General features: G+C 67.8%; 18 protein-coding genes. 13 read left to right on the forward strand and 5 right to left on the reverse strand.

Annotated elements, in window-relative coordinates; genetic code table 11:
• The 7 genes from VEG08_12510 to VEG08_12540 form a co-directional block, all read left to right on the forward strand.
• Nucleotides 1-460 (forward strand): hypothetical protein (locus tag VEG08_12510; GenBank protein HXZ28806.1); only part of this gene is annotated, 460 nt, incomplete at its 5' end.
• A 15-nt stretch (nucleotides 461-475) separates the two neighbouring features.
• Nucleotides 476-973: a chemotaxis protein CheW gene (locus VEG08_12515; protein HXZ28807.1), complete on the forward strand. Its 498-nt coding sequence runs from the start codon at nucleotides 476-478 to the stop codon at nucleotides 971-973.
• On the forward strand, nucleotides 945-1,958 hold the full coding sequence (locus tag VEG08_12520; GenBank protein HXZ28808.1) for a CheR family methyltransferase: 1,014 nt from the start codon (nucleotides 945-947) through the stop codon (nucleotides 1,956-1,958). Before VEG08_12515 ends, VEG08_12520 begins: the two co-directional genes overlap by 29 nt.
• A complete protein-coding gene (locus tag VEG08_12525; protein ID HXZ28809.1) occupies nucleotides 1,955-4,078 on the forward strand; it encodes a chemotaxis protein CheA in 2,124 nt (707 codons plus the stop codon). Before VEG08_12520 ends, VEG08_12525 begins: the two co-directional genes overlap by 4 nt.
• A complete protein-coding gene (locus VEG08_12530; protein ID HXZ28810.1) occupies nucleotides 4,075-5,157 on the forward strand; it encodes a chemotaxis response regulator protein-glutamate methylesterase in 1,083 nt (360 codons plus the stop codon). Before VEG08_12525 ends, VEG08_12530 begins: the two co-directional genes overlap by 4 nt.
• A gap of 44 nt (nucleotides 5,158-5,201) precedes the next feature.
• Nucleotides 5,202-5,651 (forward strand): response regulator, encoded by a 450-nt coding sequence (locus VEG08_12535; protein HXZ28811.1) that lies wholly within the window; start codon nucleotides 5,202-5,204, stop codon nucleotides 5,649-5,651.
• Nucleotides 5,648-6,148, forward strand: coding sequence for a chemotaxis protein CheX (locus tag VEG08_12540; protein HXZ28812.1), 501 nt, complete (start codon nucleotides 5,648-5,650; stop codon nucleotides 6,146-6,148). Before VEG08_12535 ends, VEG08_12540 begins: the two co-directional genes overlap by 4 nt.
• A gap of 70 nt (nucleotides 6,149-6,218) precedes the next feature.
• Here VEG08_12540 and VEG08_12545 read toward each other — a convergent pair whose 3' ends face one another.
• Nucleotides 6,219-7,400: a YncE family protein gene (locus tag VEG08_12545; GenBank protein ID HXZ28813.1), complete on the reverse strand. Its 1,182-nt coding sequence runs from the start codon at nucleotides 7,398-7,400 to the stop codon at nucleotides 6,219-6,221.
• Nucleotides 7,401-7,600: 200 nt separating this feature from the next.
• On the opposite strand from VEG08_12545, the gene VEG08_12550 reads away from it, so the two are divergent.
• Genes VEG08_12550 through VEG08_12560 form a run of 3 tightly spaced genes read left to right on the forward strand, consistent with a single transcriptional unit; the run spans nucleotide 7,601 to nucleotide 10,350 of the window.
• Entirely contained in the window at nucleotides 7,601-8,371 is a 771-nt protein-coding gene (locus VEG08_12550) for a DUF92 domain-containing protein (GenBank protein HXZ28814.1), read from the forward strand.
• Nucleotides 8,372-8,405: 34 nt separating this feature from the next.
• On the forward strand, nucleotides 8,406-9,197 hold the full coding sequence (locus VEG08_12555) for a cyclase family protein (protein ID HXZ28815.1): 792 nt from the start codon (nucleotides 8,406-8,408) through the stop codon (nucleotides 9,195-9,197).
• A 55-nt stretch (nucleotides 9,198-9,252) separates the two neighbouring features.
• Nucleotides 9,253-10,350, forward strand: coding sequence for a serine hydrolase domain-containing protein (locus VEG08_12560; protein HXZ28816.1), 1,098 nt, complete (start codon nucleotides 9,253-9,255; stop codon nucleotides 10,348-10,350).
• 17 nt (nucleotides 10,351-10,367) lie between these two features.
• On the opposite strand, the gene VEG08_12565 is transcribed toward VEG08_12560, so the two are convergent.
• From VEG08_12565 to VEG08_12575, 3 genes are read right to left on the reverse strand one after another with little or no spacing between them, the layout of a single operon-like run.
• Entirely contained in the window at nucleotides 10,368-10,706 is a 339-nt protein-coding gene (locus VEG08_12565; protein ID HXZ28817.1) for a hypothetical protein, read from the reverse strand.
• Between the two features lie 38 nt (nucleotides 10,707-10,744).
• Complete coding sequence (locus VEG08_12570; protein ID HXZ28818.1) at nucleotides 10,745-11,392, reverse strand: YdcF family protein; 648 nt, start codon at nucleotides 11,390-11,392, stop codon at nucleotides 10,745-10,747.
• On the reverse strand, nucleotides 11,389-12,039 hold the full coding sequence (locus VEG08_12575; GenBank protein HXZ28819.1) for an L-threonylcarbamoyladenylate synthase: 651 nt from the start codon (nucleotides 12,037-12,039) through the stop codon (nucleotides 11,389-11,391). The genes VEG08_12570 and VEG08_12575 overlap by 4 nt, the downstream gene beginning before the upstream one ends.
• Nucleotides 12,040-12,172: 133 nt before the next feature.
• Here VEG08_12575 and VEG08_12580 point away from each other — a divergent pair, with 133 nt between their 5' ends.
• Together VEG08_12580 and VEG08_12585 are read left to right on the forward strand one after the other, a co-directional pair.
• The gene (locus VEG08_12580; protein HXZ28820.1) at nucleotides 12,173-12,997 is read left to right on the forward strand and encodes an RNA methyltransferase; all 825 of its coding nucleotides are present in this window, start codon (nucleotides 12,173-12,175) and stop codon (nucleotides 12,995-12,997) included.
• Nucleotides 12,998-13,105: 108 nt separating this feature from the next.
• Nucleotides 13,106-14,458, forward strand: coding sequence for a replication-associated recombination protein A (locus tag VEG08_12585; protein ID HXZ28821.1), 1,353 nt, complete (start codon nucleotides 13,106-13,108; stop codon nucleotides 14,456-14,458).
• Nucleotides 14,459-14,467: 9 nt separating this feature from the next.
• On the opposite strand, the gene VEG08_12590 is transcribed toward VEG08_12585, so the two are convergent.
• Entirely contained in the window at nucleotides 14,468-14,884 is a 417-nt protein-coding gene (locus tag VEG08_12590; protein HXZ28822.1) for a CoA-binding protein, read from the reverse strand.
• Nucleotides 14,885-15,008: 124 nt separating this feature from the next.
• Between VEG08_12590 and VEG08_12595 the strand changes: the two genes are divergently transcribed.
• Entirely contained in the window at nucleotides 15,009-15,608 is a 600-nt protein-coding gene (locus tag VEG08_12595; protein ID HXZ28823.1) for a hypothetical protein, read from the forward strand.

The following is a 15,608-nucleotide window of genomic DNA, read 5'->3' on the forward strand; positions in this document are numbered from 1 at the left end:
CACCAGCATCGTGAACGAAGGGCTCTCCCTGGGCTCCGACCTGAGCACCGCGCTCAAGAAGATCTCCAACGTGGTCACCGAGGTCTACAAGTTCGCGCAGGAGATCGGGGCGGCCACCAACGAGCAGTCCCACGGCTCCTCGCAGATCGCTAAGGCCACCACTCGGCTCAACGAGATCACCCACGAGATCAACTCCTCGGTGGAAGAGCAGGCTTCCGGCGCGCAGGCCGTGGTCAAGGCCATGGAGAAGATGCGCGAATTGGTGCAGCAATCCACCTCGGGCTCGACCCAGTTGGCGGCCTCGGCGGAGCAGATGTCGAAGATGTCGCGCTCGCTGCTGGAGGCCATGGACCGCTTCGTGCTGGAGAGCGGCAACGGAGACCGCTCCGGCCACCGCCGGGCAGAGGCCGAGACCGGGCGGGCGGCCGCCGGCCGCTACGCCGTCGGCGCCCGTTCCTGAGCCGCAATCACGCGCATGGCCAAGGACCTTCACATCGTCGGCTTCCGCATCGGGCGCGAGACCTTCGGGGTCCCCATCGCGCTGGTGCACGAGATCGTGCGTGTCCCCGAGATCACCGCCGTCCCCGATGCTCCCGAGTACATCGAAGGGGTCATCAACCTGCGCGGCAAGATCATCTCCATCGTGGACCTGCGCAAGCGCTTCGGCGAGCGCGAGATCACCAGCCACAAGAAGAACCGCATCCTGGTGGTGGAGGTCGAAGGCAAGATGGTGGGGCTGGTGGTGGACGCGGCCTCGGAAGTGCTCAAGATCCCGCCCTCCGACATCGACGCGCCCCCCAACGTCTTCGAGGAAGGCGAGCTGAACTACGTCACCGGAGTGGGCAAGCTGGGGGGCCGGCTGGTCATCCTCATCGACTTGAGCAAGATCCTGCAGCGCGGCGAGTTGAAGCGGCTGGCCGACTTCGCCGATACGCAAGTCTCGGGTGAGACGGACGCCGCGGCCACGGCCTAGGACGGCGCGCAAGAGCCTGGACGACTTCAAGGAGTGGGCGCGCCCGGCGCGCCAGGAAGCGAAGAAGAACCCGATCATGGTCACACCATCGTCCGTCCAGGTCCAGCTCACCGAGGCCGAACTCAAGCTGCTGCAGACGCTGGTCTACCAGGAATGCGGGATGTACTTCGACGAGCGCCGCGTCCATTTTCTGCAGGACCGGCTGCAGCGCCGCCTCAAAGCCACCCGCCTGGACACCTTCTACAACTACTACCGGCTGCTCACCAGCCGGGAGGGCAAGGCGGAACTGGCCGCCCTGCTGGAGAACCTCACCGTCAACGAGACCAGCTTCTTCCGCAACAAGCCCCAACTGGAGCTCTTCCAGAAGACCACCCTGGAGGAGATGCTGCACCGCAAGCAGGAGCGGCGTGACTGGTCGCTGCGGCTGTGGAGCGCCGGCTGCTCCACCGGGCAGGAACCCTACACCATGGCCATGATGGTGTGCGATGCCCTGGCCTACTACTACCTGCGGAACCCGCTCCCCTTCGAGATGCCCTCCCCCAAGCCGCTGATCCCGCCACCCTGGCGGGTGGAGATCCTGGCCAGCGACATCAACTACTCGGTCCTGCGCGCCGGCCAGGAAGCCGTCTATAGCGAGAACCAGATGGAGCCGGTGGACTACACCTACCGCCTGCGCTACTTCGACAAGGTGGGCGACCGCTACGCCATCAAGAAGACGGTCAAGGAGCTGGTCCACTTCGACTTCCACAACCTGAAGACGGAGTTCCTGCCGCAGCGCAACGACGTCATCTTCTGCCGCAACGTGATGATCTACTTCGACGAGGCCGAGCAGAAACGCCTGGTGGAGAAGTTCTACCGCTGTCTCAACCCCGAGGGCTATCTCTTCGTGGGACACGCGGAGAGCCTCTTCGGATTGACCGACAAGTTCAAGATGCTGCACAAGGACAACGGCACCGCCTACCAGCGCATCGAGGTCACGCCGTGAGTTTCTTTTCGGAAGAACACGGAGCCGAACTGAAGGAGCTCTTCTTCGAGAGCGCGCAGGAGCTGCTGCAGGCGCTCAACGAGGAAGGTCTGATGCTGGAGAAGCGCCCCGGGGACACGGAGATCGTGCGCAGCGTGCGCCGCACCGTGCACACGCTGAAAGGCGACTCCGCTGCCTGCGGCTTCCGCGAGCTCAGCGAACTGGCCCACCAGCTCGAGGACGTGCTCACCCCGGAGCTGGCCGGGGATAAGAGTTCGCTGGGCGAGGTGGTGCTGGCCGCCGCCGATACCTTCCAGGCCATGCTGGCGGCCTATCGCGGCAATCTGCAGCCGCCCTCGGGGGCGGAGCTGCGCTCCCACATCGAGAAGCTCATGCATCCCGCCGAAGCCAAGCCGGCGGTGCTGGCGCCCAAGTTCGCCTGGAGCGAGTACGAGCAGATGATGATCGCGGACGCGGCCAGCCGCGGCCTCACCGTCTACAACATCGGCATGCGCATCGACCCCAACTGCGGCCTCCAGGCCGCCGCCGTCCAACTCGTGCGCAACGTGCTGCGGCAGGCGGGGACGCTGCTAGCCATGCGCCCGGAGGGCGAAGCCAGCGTGGCCGTGGAGATCGTCGAAGCCGCCGTCTCCAGCTCGCAGAGCGAAGAGTGGATGGCGAGCAAGTGCAAGATCCCGGCGGTGGTCGCCGAGGTCCTGGTGCAGCGCTGCCGCACCGAGCCGATCACCCGGCCCGAACACGACCTGCTGGGGATCACGCCGGAGCCGCCGATGATCACCGTGGCCAGCGCGGCGGCGGCTCCGACTGAGACTCTTGCCGGGCCGGCGGCCGGCGAAGCCGCTGCCCCTGCCGCCGAGACCGCCGGCGCCGAAGCCGGCCCCGCTCCCGCCGCCTTCACCACCACTCCCGAAACCACCCTGCGGGTGGACGCGGAGCGCATCGACGCGGTGCTGAACCTGGTGGGCGAGCTGATCATCGGCAAGTCCATGCTCCACCAGACGGTGGGCGAATTCGACAAGCGCTTCCCCAAGGACGCCCTGCGCGGCAAGTTCGCCGACGCCATGGCCTTCCAGGCGCGCGTGCTGCAGGACCTGCAGAAGTCGGTGATGAAGATCCGCATGGTGCCGGTGGAGCAGTTGTTCCGGCGTCTGCCGCGCGTCATCCGCGACCTGGCCAAGGAAGAGGGTAAGGAAGTGGCGCTGCAGGTGAGCGGGCAGGACACCGACCTGGACAAGAGCATCGTCGACATGCTGGCCGAACCCATGACTCACCTGGTGCGCAACGCCGTCGGCCACGGCCTGGAGACGCCGGCGGAGCGGACGGCGGCGGGCAAGCCCGCCGCGGGCACGGTGCGCCTCAACGCCTATCACCAGGGCAACCAGGTGGTCATCGAGGTCTCCGACGACGGCCGCGGCATCGACCGGCGCAAGGTGGTGGCCCAGGCCGTCGAGCACGGCATCCTGAAGGCGGAGGACGCCGCGCGCCTGACCGAGGCCGAGGCCCTCGACCTCATCTTCCATCCCGGGCTGAGCACTGCCAGCGAAGTCACACAGATCTCCGGCCGCGGCGTGGGCATGGACGTGGTCCGGAGCGTGCTCGAGCGGCTCAAGGGCACGGTGCAGATCGAGACCAAGCCCGGCCAGGGCACCACCTTCCTGCTGAAGGTGCCGCTCACCCTGGCCATCATCAAGGCGCTGCTGTTCCGGGCGGCGGACCGGCTGTATGCCGTGCCCCTGGCCTCGGTTTTGGAGATCGCGCGCGCCGCCGACGGCGAGTTCCACAAGGTGGACAACCACGAAGTCTGGCAACTGCGCGACCAGATTCTGACCCTGGTGCGCCTGGGCCGCCTGGCCGGGCGGGGCAAGGCCGCACGCAGTAAGAAGCTCTTCGTCGTGGTCATCGCCATGGGCGACCGCAGGTTCGGCCTGGTCGTGGACCAACTGGTGGGAGAAGAGGAGTTGGTCATCAAGGCCCTGGACGACAATCTGGTGGCCACCGACCTGGTCAGCGGCGCCTCCATCCTGGGGGACGGCGCGGTGGTGCTGATCCTGAACATTCCGGCGGTCATCGCCCGCCTGGGCAAGTCGGCGGGCGCCGCCCGTCCAGGAGCCCGGCCATGAGCGCTCCCGTGCGCGTCCTGGTGGTCGACGACTCCGCGCTCATGCGCAAGCTCATCCCCCAGATCCTGGAGCGCGACGGCTCCATCCAGGTGGTGGGAACGGCCATGGATGGCTCCTTCGGGCTGAAGAAGATCGAGGAACTGAAGCCGCAGGTGGTCACGCTCGACCTGGAGATGCCGCGCATGGACGGCATGGAGACCCTGAAGGAGATCATGCGGCGATACCGGCTGCCGGTGATCGTGGTCAGCGCGCACAGCACCCAGGGCGCCTCCACCACCTTCAAGGCGCTGGGGTTGGGGGCCTTCGACTTCGTGGCCAAGCCGGTGGACGCGGCTTCCGCCCATATGGACCAGATCGCCGCCGAGCTGATCGCCAAGATCAAGGTGGCGGCGCAGACCGACATGCCGCGGGTGCACAGCCAGCTCTCCTCGCCGGCCAAGCGGGTGCAGAAGCCGGCGGCCAAGCCGCGGGTGGCGGCCAGCCGGGTGGTGGCCATCGGGATCTCCACCGGCGGGCCCAACGCCCTGCAGTACGTGCTCTCACAGCTTCCCGGCGACTTTCCGGGCGCCCTGCTGGTGGTACAGCACATGCCCGAGGGCTTCACCGAGCTGTTCGCGCGCCGCCTGGACGAGTGCTGCGCCATCGACGTGAAGGAAGCCCAGAGCGGCGACCTGCTGCTGGCGGGGCGGGCGCTGATCGCCCCGGGCAACCGCCACATGAAGGTACGGCGCATGCCCCTGGGCGACATCGTGGTGCTTTCCGACGATCCCCGGGTGAACGGGCACCGGCCGTCGGTGGATGTGCTCTTCCATTCGGTGGCCCAGGAGTTCGGGCGCGACGCCCTGGCCGTGCTCATGACCGGCATGGGCGAGGACGGGGCCGAAGGCATGAAAGAGATCAAGGCGGCGGGCGGGCTGACCATCGCGCAGAGCGAGGAGTCCTGCGTGGTCTTCGGCATGCCCAAGGCGGCCATCGAGCGCGGCCACGCCACCCGCGTGGTGCCGCTCGACGCCATGGCGCATACCCTGCAGGCGCAGTGCGTGCCCGATCGCCGCTCGGTGACCAGTACGACCCGCTAGCGCGGCAACGGGATTTTTTGGGAACAGCAGTAAGGAGAATGGTTATGGAGCAATTCGCGGCTCTGCTTCGCAGCAAGGACCGGCAACCCGTCCGCTACCTGGTGGTCGACGACTCCGTCTTCGCGCGCAAGAACCTGACCAAGATGATCGAGCTGTTCGGAGGGCAGGTGGCGGGGGAGGCGGGCGACGGCCTCACCGCCATCACCGAGTACGACCGCACCCAGCCCGACATCGTGCTCATGGACATCACCATGCCGCAGATGGAAGGCATCGAGGCGGCCGAGCGCATCGTGCGCCAGCACCCCGAGGCGCGCATCGTGATGGTCTCCTCGGTGGGCTACCAGGAGAACATCGTGGCCGCCCTGCAGAAGGGCGCGCGGCACTTCGTGCAGAAGCCGGTGAAGCCCGAGGTGCTCTACGAGGTGGTCAAGTACGTGCTGGGCGAAGACGCGGTCACGCCCGCCGCTCCCGCCGTGGCCGGAGGCTCGCAATGAGAATGGAGTTGATCCAGCCCTTCATCAACGCCGCCGACGCGGTGCTGGCCGAGACCCTGCGCTGCCAGACCAAGATCGGCGACGTCAGCATGGACGAGGAGGTCTATCGCCGCAAGGGCACCGCCGCCATCGTCGTCATCCACGGCGACATCGAGGGGCGCGTCATCTTCGACCTGGCCCCCGCCACCGCCATGAAGGTAGCCGGCGCCCTGGCCGGCGGCGAGATCGAGGAGTCCGACGCGGTGGTGAAGGAGACCATCTGCGAGCTGGCCAACCTGGTCATCGGCAATGCCGTCACCACCCTCAACGACCAGGGCTTCCGCTTCAAGATCACTCCCCCCGAGATCCATGCCGAGGAGACCGGCATGAAGAGCACGGAGGACACCGAGGCCCTGGTGATGTGCTTCGACACCCCCAGCGGCAGCGTCTTCATGAACATCGCCATGCGCTACAACCGGCGCCGCCGCAGCGAGCGCCAGGCGGTGGTGGTCGAATAGCCCTTTCCTGCGGGAACAAGAACGGGGCGGGCTCCAGGGCCCGCCCCTTCGTCTTTCCGCCTGCTGCGACTCAGTGCGTGGTCACGACCAGGATGGGGTTGGACCGGGCCGGCAGGAAGGTGTTCACCACCGTGTCGGTGGTGGTGGTGATGTCGGTGATGCTGCCGATAATGGCGCTGCCGGCGTTGACGGTATCGCGGTTGGCCACGACCACGCGCGCGCTGTCGGCCGAGGAGTCGATGGAGAGCGGCGTCGTGCCCACCGGGATGGTCTTGACCACGGTCAGGCTGCCGGCGTTGATCACCGAGACCGTGCCGCTGCCGGAGTTGGCGACATAAGCGCGCGAGCCGTCGGCCAGCGCGGCCACCGAGGTGGGCGCGCTGCCCACCGTCACCGTGACCGGGGCAGGAAAGGGCACCGTTCCGCTGGCATCGATCACGCTCACCGTGTTGCCGCCGGAGTTGGTCACGTACAGGTGCTTGCGGTTGGCATCGTACTTGGCGAAGTTCGGCGACGGACCCACAGGGATGGTCTGCACCACCGTGTCGGTGGCGGTGTCGATCACGGAGACCGAGTTGCCCCCCTGATTGACCACGAACACCAGCTTGCTGTCCGTACTGGCGGCCGCAAAGACCGGGTTGGCGCCCACCGCGATCGAGACCGGGGCGACGGTGAAGTCCCCGGGGACCAGGTCCGCCACGCTGCCTCCCGACAGCACGGCGTACAGGTGGGTCTGGTCCGGGGTCTCGGCCAGCGCCACCGGGGTGCCTCCTACGCTAGCCTCCGAGCTCAGCACCCCCGCCGAGGTGACGGCGCCCACTTTGCCCGTGCCGGCTTCGGCCACGTACACCACCGTGTTCTGGGTGGTAGCGAGATAGACGGGCTGGGAGCCCGCCGGCAGGCTGACGAACACTCCCGGGTTGGAGGGCAGGAAGGTGGTATAGATCAGGACCGAGTCCTCGCCCTGGTTGGCTACGGCGCTCAGACTGTTGCTGGTCAGGATGGCGGCATGCACGGCGTTGGCGCCCGTGATCATCACCCCCACCAGGGTATCGCCCCCGGTGTTGATGAGGTCGGTGGCGCCGACACCGCCGCCGTTGTTCTCCACCACCAAGGCGCCCCGGGTCGCGCCGGGATCGCCCGGAGGACTCAGGATGGGGTTGGCGACGGGGCGATAGATCTGGTCGCAACCCATACACATCAGGACGATGAAGCTTATGACTGCCAGGCCGGGCTTTCGCACCAAGTTCATCCGCACTCCCGCGTAGAGACTCAAGAACTGCTGGTGGGGAATCTGCAATTTTACCGGCAACGCGCGGCCTCGCGCCAGCACAATCGCCGCTGGGCCCAGGCCGCTTCAGGGTGGAGAGATGCAAGCGCCGCCCCCCGAGATGCTTCCCTCCCCGCCTCCGTCTGATAGGATGCGCTGCACCGGGGCTCACGGTTCGGATCATGCTGATCGTCCCTTCCATCGCCGGTCACTGGCTCTCCCTGGTTCCCACGGCGGGGTCAGGGGGACTCGGGGGCCGGGTCGCGGTGGGCTTGGGCGTGACCCTGGTCTTCGCGCTTCTGGCCCGCTGGCTGCGCGCCGTCAACTGGCGGGGCGCGGTCGCCGGCGCCCTGGTGACCTGGATGGTCTATGTCGGGACCGGGCCCGGAGGCTTCGTCTGCGTGGTCGTGGTCTTCCTGCTGACCTCCCTGGCCACCCGCTTCGGCTACCGTCACAAGCAGGAGTTGGGCACGGCGGAAAACCGGGAAGGACGCTCCGCTCGCCAGGTCCTCGCCAATCTGGGCGTGGCGGCCTGCGCCGGCGCCGCCCTGCTGTTCCGCCCCTCGCCCCTGTTCCTGCTGGCCATGGCGGCGGCGCTGGCTGAGGCCGCCGCCGACACCGTCTCCGGGGAGATGGGTCAGGCGCTGGAGCCGCGCGCCTACCTCATCACCAGCTTCCGCCCGGTGGAGCCCGGCACCAACGGCGGCGTCAGCCTCAGCGGGACCATGGCCGGCTGCCTGGCCGCGCTGGTGGTCGCAGCCGCCTGCGCCGGCGCCTATCTCATTCGCCTGCCCTGGATCGCGCTGGTGGCGGTCGCCGGGGTGCTGGGGATGATGTTCGATAGCGTACTCGGCGCCACCCTGGAGCGTCCGGGGCGGCTGAACAACGACGCCGTCAACCTGCTCAGTACCCTGCTGGCGGCCGGCGCCGCCGTCCTGATCGGCTGGCTGTGAGGGCAGCCGCGGTTCCTGGAGGAGAGGTGAGCACATGAGAAAGACACGGATGGTCGTTCTGGCGCTGCTGCTGGTGGCGCCGGGGTTCGCGCAGACCCAGACTCGCAAGCCGGCCCCGGGCGCGGGCGTGACCGTGGTGGACCTGACCCACAACCTCAGCGAGAAGAGCCCTAACTGGGAGGGCACGGAGAAGTCGCCGTTTGAGGCCAAGCAACTGGGCCGCCTCGACCAGGACGGCTACTTCTCGCGCGCCATCTGCCTGCCCGAGCACTTCAGCACCCACATCGACGCCCCCGCGCACTTCGCCTCCGGCGCCTGGACCGTAGACCAGATCCCGGCCTCGCGCCTGGTGGCCCCGCTGGTGGTGATCGACGTGCGCGCCCAGGTCGCCGGCAACCCGGATTACCTGGTCACCCCCGGCGACGTGGCCGCGTGGGAGAAGCTCCACGGGCGCATTCCCGCGGGCGCCGTCGTCATGGCCTTCACCGGCTGGGACAGCCGCTGGAATTCCATGAAGGACTACCGTAACGCCGACGCCAAAGGCACCATGCACTTCCCCGGCTTCGCCCCGGAGACCGCGAAGCTGCTGGTGACGGAGCGCCACGTCGTCGGCCTGGGCATCGACACCCTCAGCATCGACTACGGCCCCTCGCCCGACTATCCTGCGCACCGGTTCGTGCTGGCGCAGAACGTCTATCAACTGGAGAATGTGACCAACCTGGGTGCGGTGCCGCCCGCGGGCGCGACCCTGGTGGTGGGCGCCGCCAAGCTGGAAGGCGGCTCCGGCGGCCCCGTGCGCCTGCTCGCGCTGGTGCGAGGACGGTAGTCAGGGAGTCGTAGTCGGGAGTGAAGACGCTTTGGGGCGCTCGATACAATCTGGCGTGAGCCGGCTTCGCGTTCTCCTCTCTATCGTGCTGCTCGCCGCCGGCGCGGCCGGGCAGTCGCTGACCGCTGCCCAGAAGAGCAGCATGGACCGCGCCCTCTCCTACTACCTCCGGGAGAACAAGGTGCCGGGCGCGTCGCTGGCCGTCGCCCTCGACGGCCAGGTGGTGTACGCCAATGCCTACGGGCTCGCCGATGTCGAGAACTCGGTGCCGGTGCGCCCGGAAACGGTCTTCCGCAGTGCCTCCATCGCAAAGAGCATGACCGCCACCGCGGCCATGCAGTTGGTGGAGCGCAGGCTGCTCGATCTCGACCAGCCCATCCAGACCTACTGCCCGGCATTCCCGGCCAAGTCCTGGCCCATCACCAGCCGCCAACTGCTGACGCATACATCCGGCATTCGCCATTACGGCGGTCCTCACGCTCGCGAGGAGCTAACCAGCACCGCGCATTACGCCGACGTGGCCGACGCCCTCGCTCCCTTCAAAGATGATCCCCTGCTTTTCGAGCCCGGCACCCGCTACTCCTACAGCAGCTTTGGCTACGACGTGCTCGGCTGCGTCCTGCAGGGAGCGGCGCACCGGCCGTTCCTGGAGATCGTTCGCACCGGGATCTTCGAGCCCGCCGGGATGCAGGGTTCCCGCGACGATGACCCCGCTGCCCTCATCCCCAACCGCGCCGCGGGCTACCGCCTGGTCGATGGCCGGCTGCAGAACGCGCCCCATGTGGACCTGAGCAACCGCCTCCCCGCCGGGGGATACCTCAACACCGCGACCGACCTGGCGCGCTTCGCGATCGCCTTCCTCGATTGCAAGCTGGTGGCCTGCTCCTCCCGGGATGCCATGCTCACGGAAGCCCGCCTGAAGAATGGCGATAGGGTGAGCTACGGATTCGGCTGGGAGGTGCTGGAAGATGCCGGCCGGCATCCCACGGGGGAGTACCTCCACGTGGGCTCCAGCCAGGGCGCGAGCGGCGTGCTCTACATCGTCCCATCCCGGCGGCTGGCGGTGGCGTTGCTCACCAATCTCGAGGACGTACCCCAGCGCCTGGAGATCGCCCGCGCCATCGCGGGGATCGCGTTGCAGGACAGGCACTAGCTCACGTCCTGGCTCGTTCAGCGCACGAAAGGATAGATCTCGTCCGCGATCCAGTAATTCTGAAAGACGATGGCCAGGACGGTTCCGGCCACCCACAGCAGCCCGCGCCAGCGCCGCCAGCCGGCCTGCAGCGGGGGATCCTGGAACAGGAGCTCCGCCAGATACGCCGCGCAGTAGCAGACATTGAAGATCAGAGCGAAGACGGCCAGTTGCCCCAAGGCGATGGGCGTGAAGAGCGGACGGAAGTGCGGCCAGGTCAGCACCACCCACCCGGCCACGACCACGCCCAGAAGGAGGTTATAGCTCACGCGGCGGGGCTCCCAGAAGCGCAGCGCGTCGGCAACTGTTTCCTTCATCGATGCTCCTGGCGACTGGCTTCCGGCGCGCCTCCGCGCTAACTACTAACTCCTAGCTCCAAACTCCTGGGTATGTGCAGGCGCCACAGGGTGTAGCTGGCCAGCTCGCGCGCCACCAGCAGTGCCCGCCGCCAGCGGTCGGGGGGATGAAGCTCCGGGCGGGGGGCGGCGTAGGCCACGATGCCCTCGCGCTCCAGCATCTTCTTCAGGCGGAACATGTGGTAGCCATCACTCACCGCGTCGCAGGTGCGCAGCCGGTTGGCCTTCATGATCACCGCGATGCGTTCCGCGGATTCCAGGGTGTTGTCGCCCTGGGTCTCGGCGATGATCTGGTCCTCGGGGACGCCGCGCTCCTCCAGGTACTGGCGCCCCACTCCGCCCTCGCTGAACTTGGGATCACCGCCCGCTCCCCCGGTCACGATCACGTAGGGCGCCAGGTGGCGCTCAAAGAGCGTGTAGGCGTGGTCGAGGCGGGCGCGGAAGACGGGCGAGGGCTTGCCCGAGTACTCGGCCGCGCCAAACACGACGATCGCGTCGGCCGGGCGGCTCTCGTCGCGCTCCCCCTGCACCACGATGTCGGTGCAGGTGACGGCCGCAAACGCTGCCGCACCCACCAGCGCGCACAGCAAGAGCCACAGGAACCAGTGCCGGCGGGGCTTCGCGCGAGTGGAAGGAGCGGGGCTCATCCCGGGAACTGGGAGAGCAGGTCTTTGATCTCCTGCGCAGGGATGGCGCCCTCGCGCTGCACGTGCCACTCCTCTTCGTGGGAGAGATCGACGATGGTGGAAGCCACGCTGCGCGGCGAGGGCCCGCCGTCCACGATCAGGGGGATGCGGGTGCCCAACTGCTGCTGTACGCCCTCGGCGGTGGTGCACTCGGCGGCGCCGCTCAGGTTGGCGGAGGTGGCGGTGATGGGCACCCCCGCGGCGCGCATCACCGCGAGAGGGATGGCGGCGGCGGGCACACGCAGGGCCACGTTGCCGGTGTTGGCCGTCACCTTCAACGGCAGGCGCGAGGCCGCCTGCACGATCAGCGTGAGCGGGCCTGGCCAGAACTTCCGCGCCAGCGCATAGAAATGTTCAGGCAGGGGCCGCGCCAGGTCTTCCGCCTGGTCGATGCTCTCGATCAGCAGCGAGAGCGGCTTGTGGCGCGAGCGCGTCTTCACCAGGTAGATGTGCTCCACCGCGCGCAGGTTGAAGGGATCGGCGGCCAGCCCGTAGAAGGTGTCGGTGGGCATGCCCAGCACCTGCCCGGCGCGCAACTGCTCGGCCGCGTACTGGACCAGGCTGGCCTCCGGGCTGGTGGGGTTGATCCTGATGATCTCGGCGGGCAAGTGCGCTCCTGGATGCGCAGATCTCCTCGACGGCGAAACCTAACATATCGTACACCGGGCGGCAAGGCAGGCGGAATGCTGATTGCCCGGCCCCGGCCTCCGCTGCCGCATGTATGATGTCGCTTTCAGCGCCATGACCGAAGCCACCCATCCCCGGCTGCGGCGCGTCTCCAGCCCGCAGAACGCGCTGGTCAAGGGATTGCGCCGCGCCTGCGCCCGCGGCCAGCTCACCGACGATGGCTATTGCGCCATCGAGAGCCCGCATATCGTGGATGAGGCCATCCGCAGCGGCCTGCGCTTCCAGGCGCTCTTCCTCAGCGAGTCGGCAATGAAGGGAGCGGGCGCGAAGCTCTTGCCGCAGATCGGCGCGCACACCGAGGTGCTGGTGCTGCCCGACGCCGTCTTCAACGCCGCCGTGGCCACCGAGAGCCCCCAGGGCGTGGCCGCGCTGGTCAAGCTCGAGGACTTCAAGCTCGACGACCTGCTGCGCCCGCGTGAGCCCCTGCTCGTCGCCGCGTGCGGCATCCAGGATCCCGGCAACCTGGGCACCCTGCTGCGCTCCGCCGAAGCCTTCGAGGTCAGCGGCGTGCTGCTGGGCGAGAAGACGGTGGGTCGCGCCAATCCCAAGCTGGTGCGCGCCTCGGCGGGCTCGCTCTTCCGCCTGCCCATGGTCGAGGTCAAGCTGGAGGAGGCGGCCGAGACGCTGCGCGCTCGCGGCCTGCGCCTGCTGGCCACCTCGTCGCACCGCGGCACCCCTCTCGACCAGGCCAGGCTTACCGGCGCGCTGGCTCTCTTCATCGGCAGCGAGGGCGCGGGTGTCCCCCGCGAACTGCTCAAAAAGATGGACGAGGTGCTGGTCATCCCGCACTCGCCGCGGGTGGAATCGCTCAACGCGGGCGTGGCCGCGAGTATCCTCTTATATGAGGCCGCTCGCCAGCGTGCCAAGAATGCAGAATGAAGAATGGAGAATGCAGAATGACAGCGCAACGTGGGCCTTTCATTCTTCATTCTCAATTCTGCATTCTGCATTCCTCTGTGTCTCTGTGCCTCTCGTGGTGAAAAAGCATTGAGCCTCTTCCAGCCAACTCCGAGCCCCGAGGGCGTGGACCGCAGCCGCCCGCTGGCCGACCGCATGCGCCCGCGCACCCTGGAGGAGTTCGTCGGGCAGGAGCACATCCTCGCCCCGGGCAAGGCGCTGCGCCTGCAGATCGAGCGCGACGATCCCGGCTCCCTGCTCTTCTGGGGGCCGCCGGGAGTGGGCAAGACCACGCTCGCCAAGATCATCGCGCGCATGACCCGCTCCGAGTTCATCGAGTTCTCCGCCGTGCTCTCGGGCATCAAGGAGATCAAGCAGGTCATGGCCGACGCCGAGAAGGCGCGCCAGTACGGCACCCGCACCATCGTCTTCATCGACGAGATCCACCGCTTCAACAAGGCCCAGCAGGACGCCTTCCTGCCGCACGTGGAGAGGGGCAACATCCGGCTGATCGGGGCGACCACCGAGAACCCTTCCTTCGAGATCATCGGGGCGCTGCTCTCGCGCTGCCGCGTCTATGTGCTCAACCCGCTCAGCGAGGAGCAGATCGTCGCCCTGCTGCGGCGCGCGCTCGAGGACAAGGAGCGCGGCCTGGGGCAGACCCCGGTCACCGTCGCCGACGACGTGCTGCGCAAGATCGCCGCCTACGCGAGCGGCGATGCGCGTTCCGCCTACAACGTGCTCGAGGTCGCCGCCAATACCGCGCTGGCCCAGTCCGGCAGGGAGATCACCGACCAGATCGTGCACGACGCCCTGCAGCGCCGCGTCCTGCTCTACGACAAGGCCGGCGAAGAGCACTACAACCTCATCTCCGCGCTGCACAAGTCGGTGCGCAACTCCGATCCCGACGCCGCCCTCTACTGGCTGGGCAGGATGCTCGAGGCAGGCGAAGACCCGCTCTACGTCGCCCGCCGCGTGGTGCGCATGGCGGTGGAAGACATCGGCCTGGCCGACCCCCAGGCCCTGGCCCTCACCATGGCGGCGCGCGATGCCGTGGACTTCATCGGCATGCCCGAAGGCAACCTGGCGCTGGCCGAGGCCGTCGTCTATCTCTCGCTCGCGCCCAAGTCCAACGCCCTCTACACCGCCTACGGGAAGGTGCAGCAGGACGTGGAGCAGACCGCCGCCGAGCCCGTCCCCCTGCACATCCGCAACGCACCCACCGCGCTCATGAAGGGCCTGGGCTACGGCAAGGGCTACCAGTACGCCCACGATCTGGAAGAGAAGGTGGCCGACATGGAGTGCCTGCCCGACAACCTGCGCGGGCGCCGCTACTATCATCCGACCAGCGAAGGCGTCGAAGAGCGTATCCGCAAGCGCCTGGAAGAGATCCGCAAGCTGCGCGGCAAGGACTCACCGCGGAAGCACGGAGACACGGAGTAAGGGAGGGACCTACCGGAAGCGCGCCCGGTGTTCCTTCAGGATGCAGCGGTCCATGACCACGAAGATGCCGGCGCGGCGCGCCTTCTCCGCCGCCTCGTCGTGCACCACGTCCTCCTGCATCCAGACGCAGGGCACCTGCAGCCGGATGGCGGCGTCCACCACCTCGGGGACGAACTGGGGCCGGCGGAAGACGTTCACGATGTCGATCTTCTCCGGCGCGTCCCCGAGCGAAGGCCACGCTTTCTCGCCCAGTGCCCCGCGGATGTTGGGATTCACGGGAATGATGCGGTACCCCTGCTGCTGCAGGTAGGCGGCCACGCCGTAGCTGGGACGCAGCGGGCTGGAAGAGAGCCCGACCACGGCGATGGTCTTGGCTCTCTTCAGCATCTCGCCGATCGGGTCGGCCTGGGTAAAGGCGGAGGGCATGGCCGGGTCCGCGGAGCCGCAGCGGGCGGTAGGCTATTCTATAGAAGCGCCGCCACGATGCCTAGGGCCTCGCGCCGCCGTTCCCCACCGTCGGGGATATACTGCTTTGGATCAGGAGGTTGCTATGAAGGCCCTCCGCTTGCTGCTTCGTGTCACCGCCCCCGCCCTGCTGGCCGGCCTGCTGCTGACGGGATGCTTCGTGGAGTCGCTGCACCCCATCTACGACAAAGCCGTGCCGCCCGCTGCCACCGACCCGGCCCTGCTGGGCACCTGGCAGACGGACAAAGGCGCCGACGACAAGCCCGCCTCCCTGGCCATCGCCGACCAAGGGGACAACCGGTACTCACTGAAGTACACCGAGGACGGCAAGACCACCGAACTGCGCGGCGCCCTGGTGCAGGTCGGCAGCCAGCGCTACCTCGACGTGTGGATCGAGCAGTGGGACCAGTTCCAGTTACCCCTGGCAGCTTCCGCGCACCTGGCCCCCACCCACAGTTTCTGGAAAGTCTCGCGCGACGGGGACACGCTCACGCTCGCCCGCCTGGATTACGACCGGCTGAAGGAGAGCATCGAGAAGCACAAGGCGGCGCCGGACTATACCGTGGTGGACGACGACTTCCTGGTGCTGACCGGGACCCCGGCGCGCCTGCGCGACTTCCTGCAGAAGTACGCGACGGACCCGGCCGTCTTCGCCAAGACCCTGGTCTTCCACCGGCAGAAGTAG

Source organism: Terriglobales bacterium (assembly GCA_035624475.1).
Taxonomy (GTDB): Bacteria; Acidobacteriota; Terriglobia; order Terriglobales; family Acidobacteriaceae; genus DASPRL01.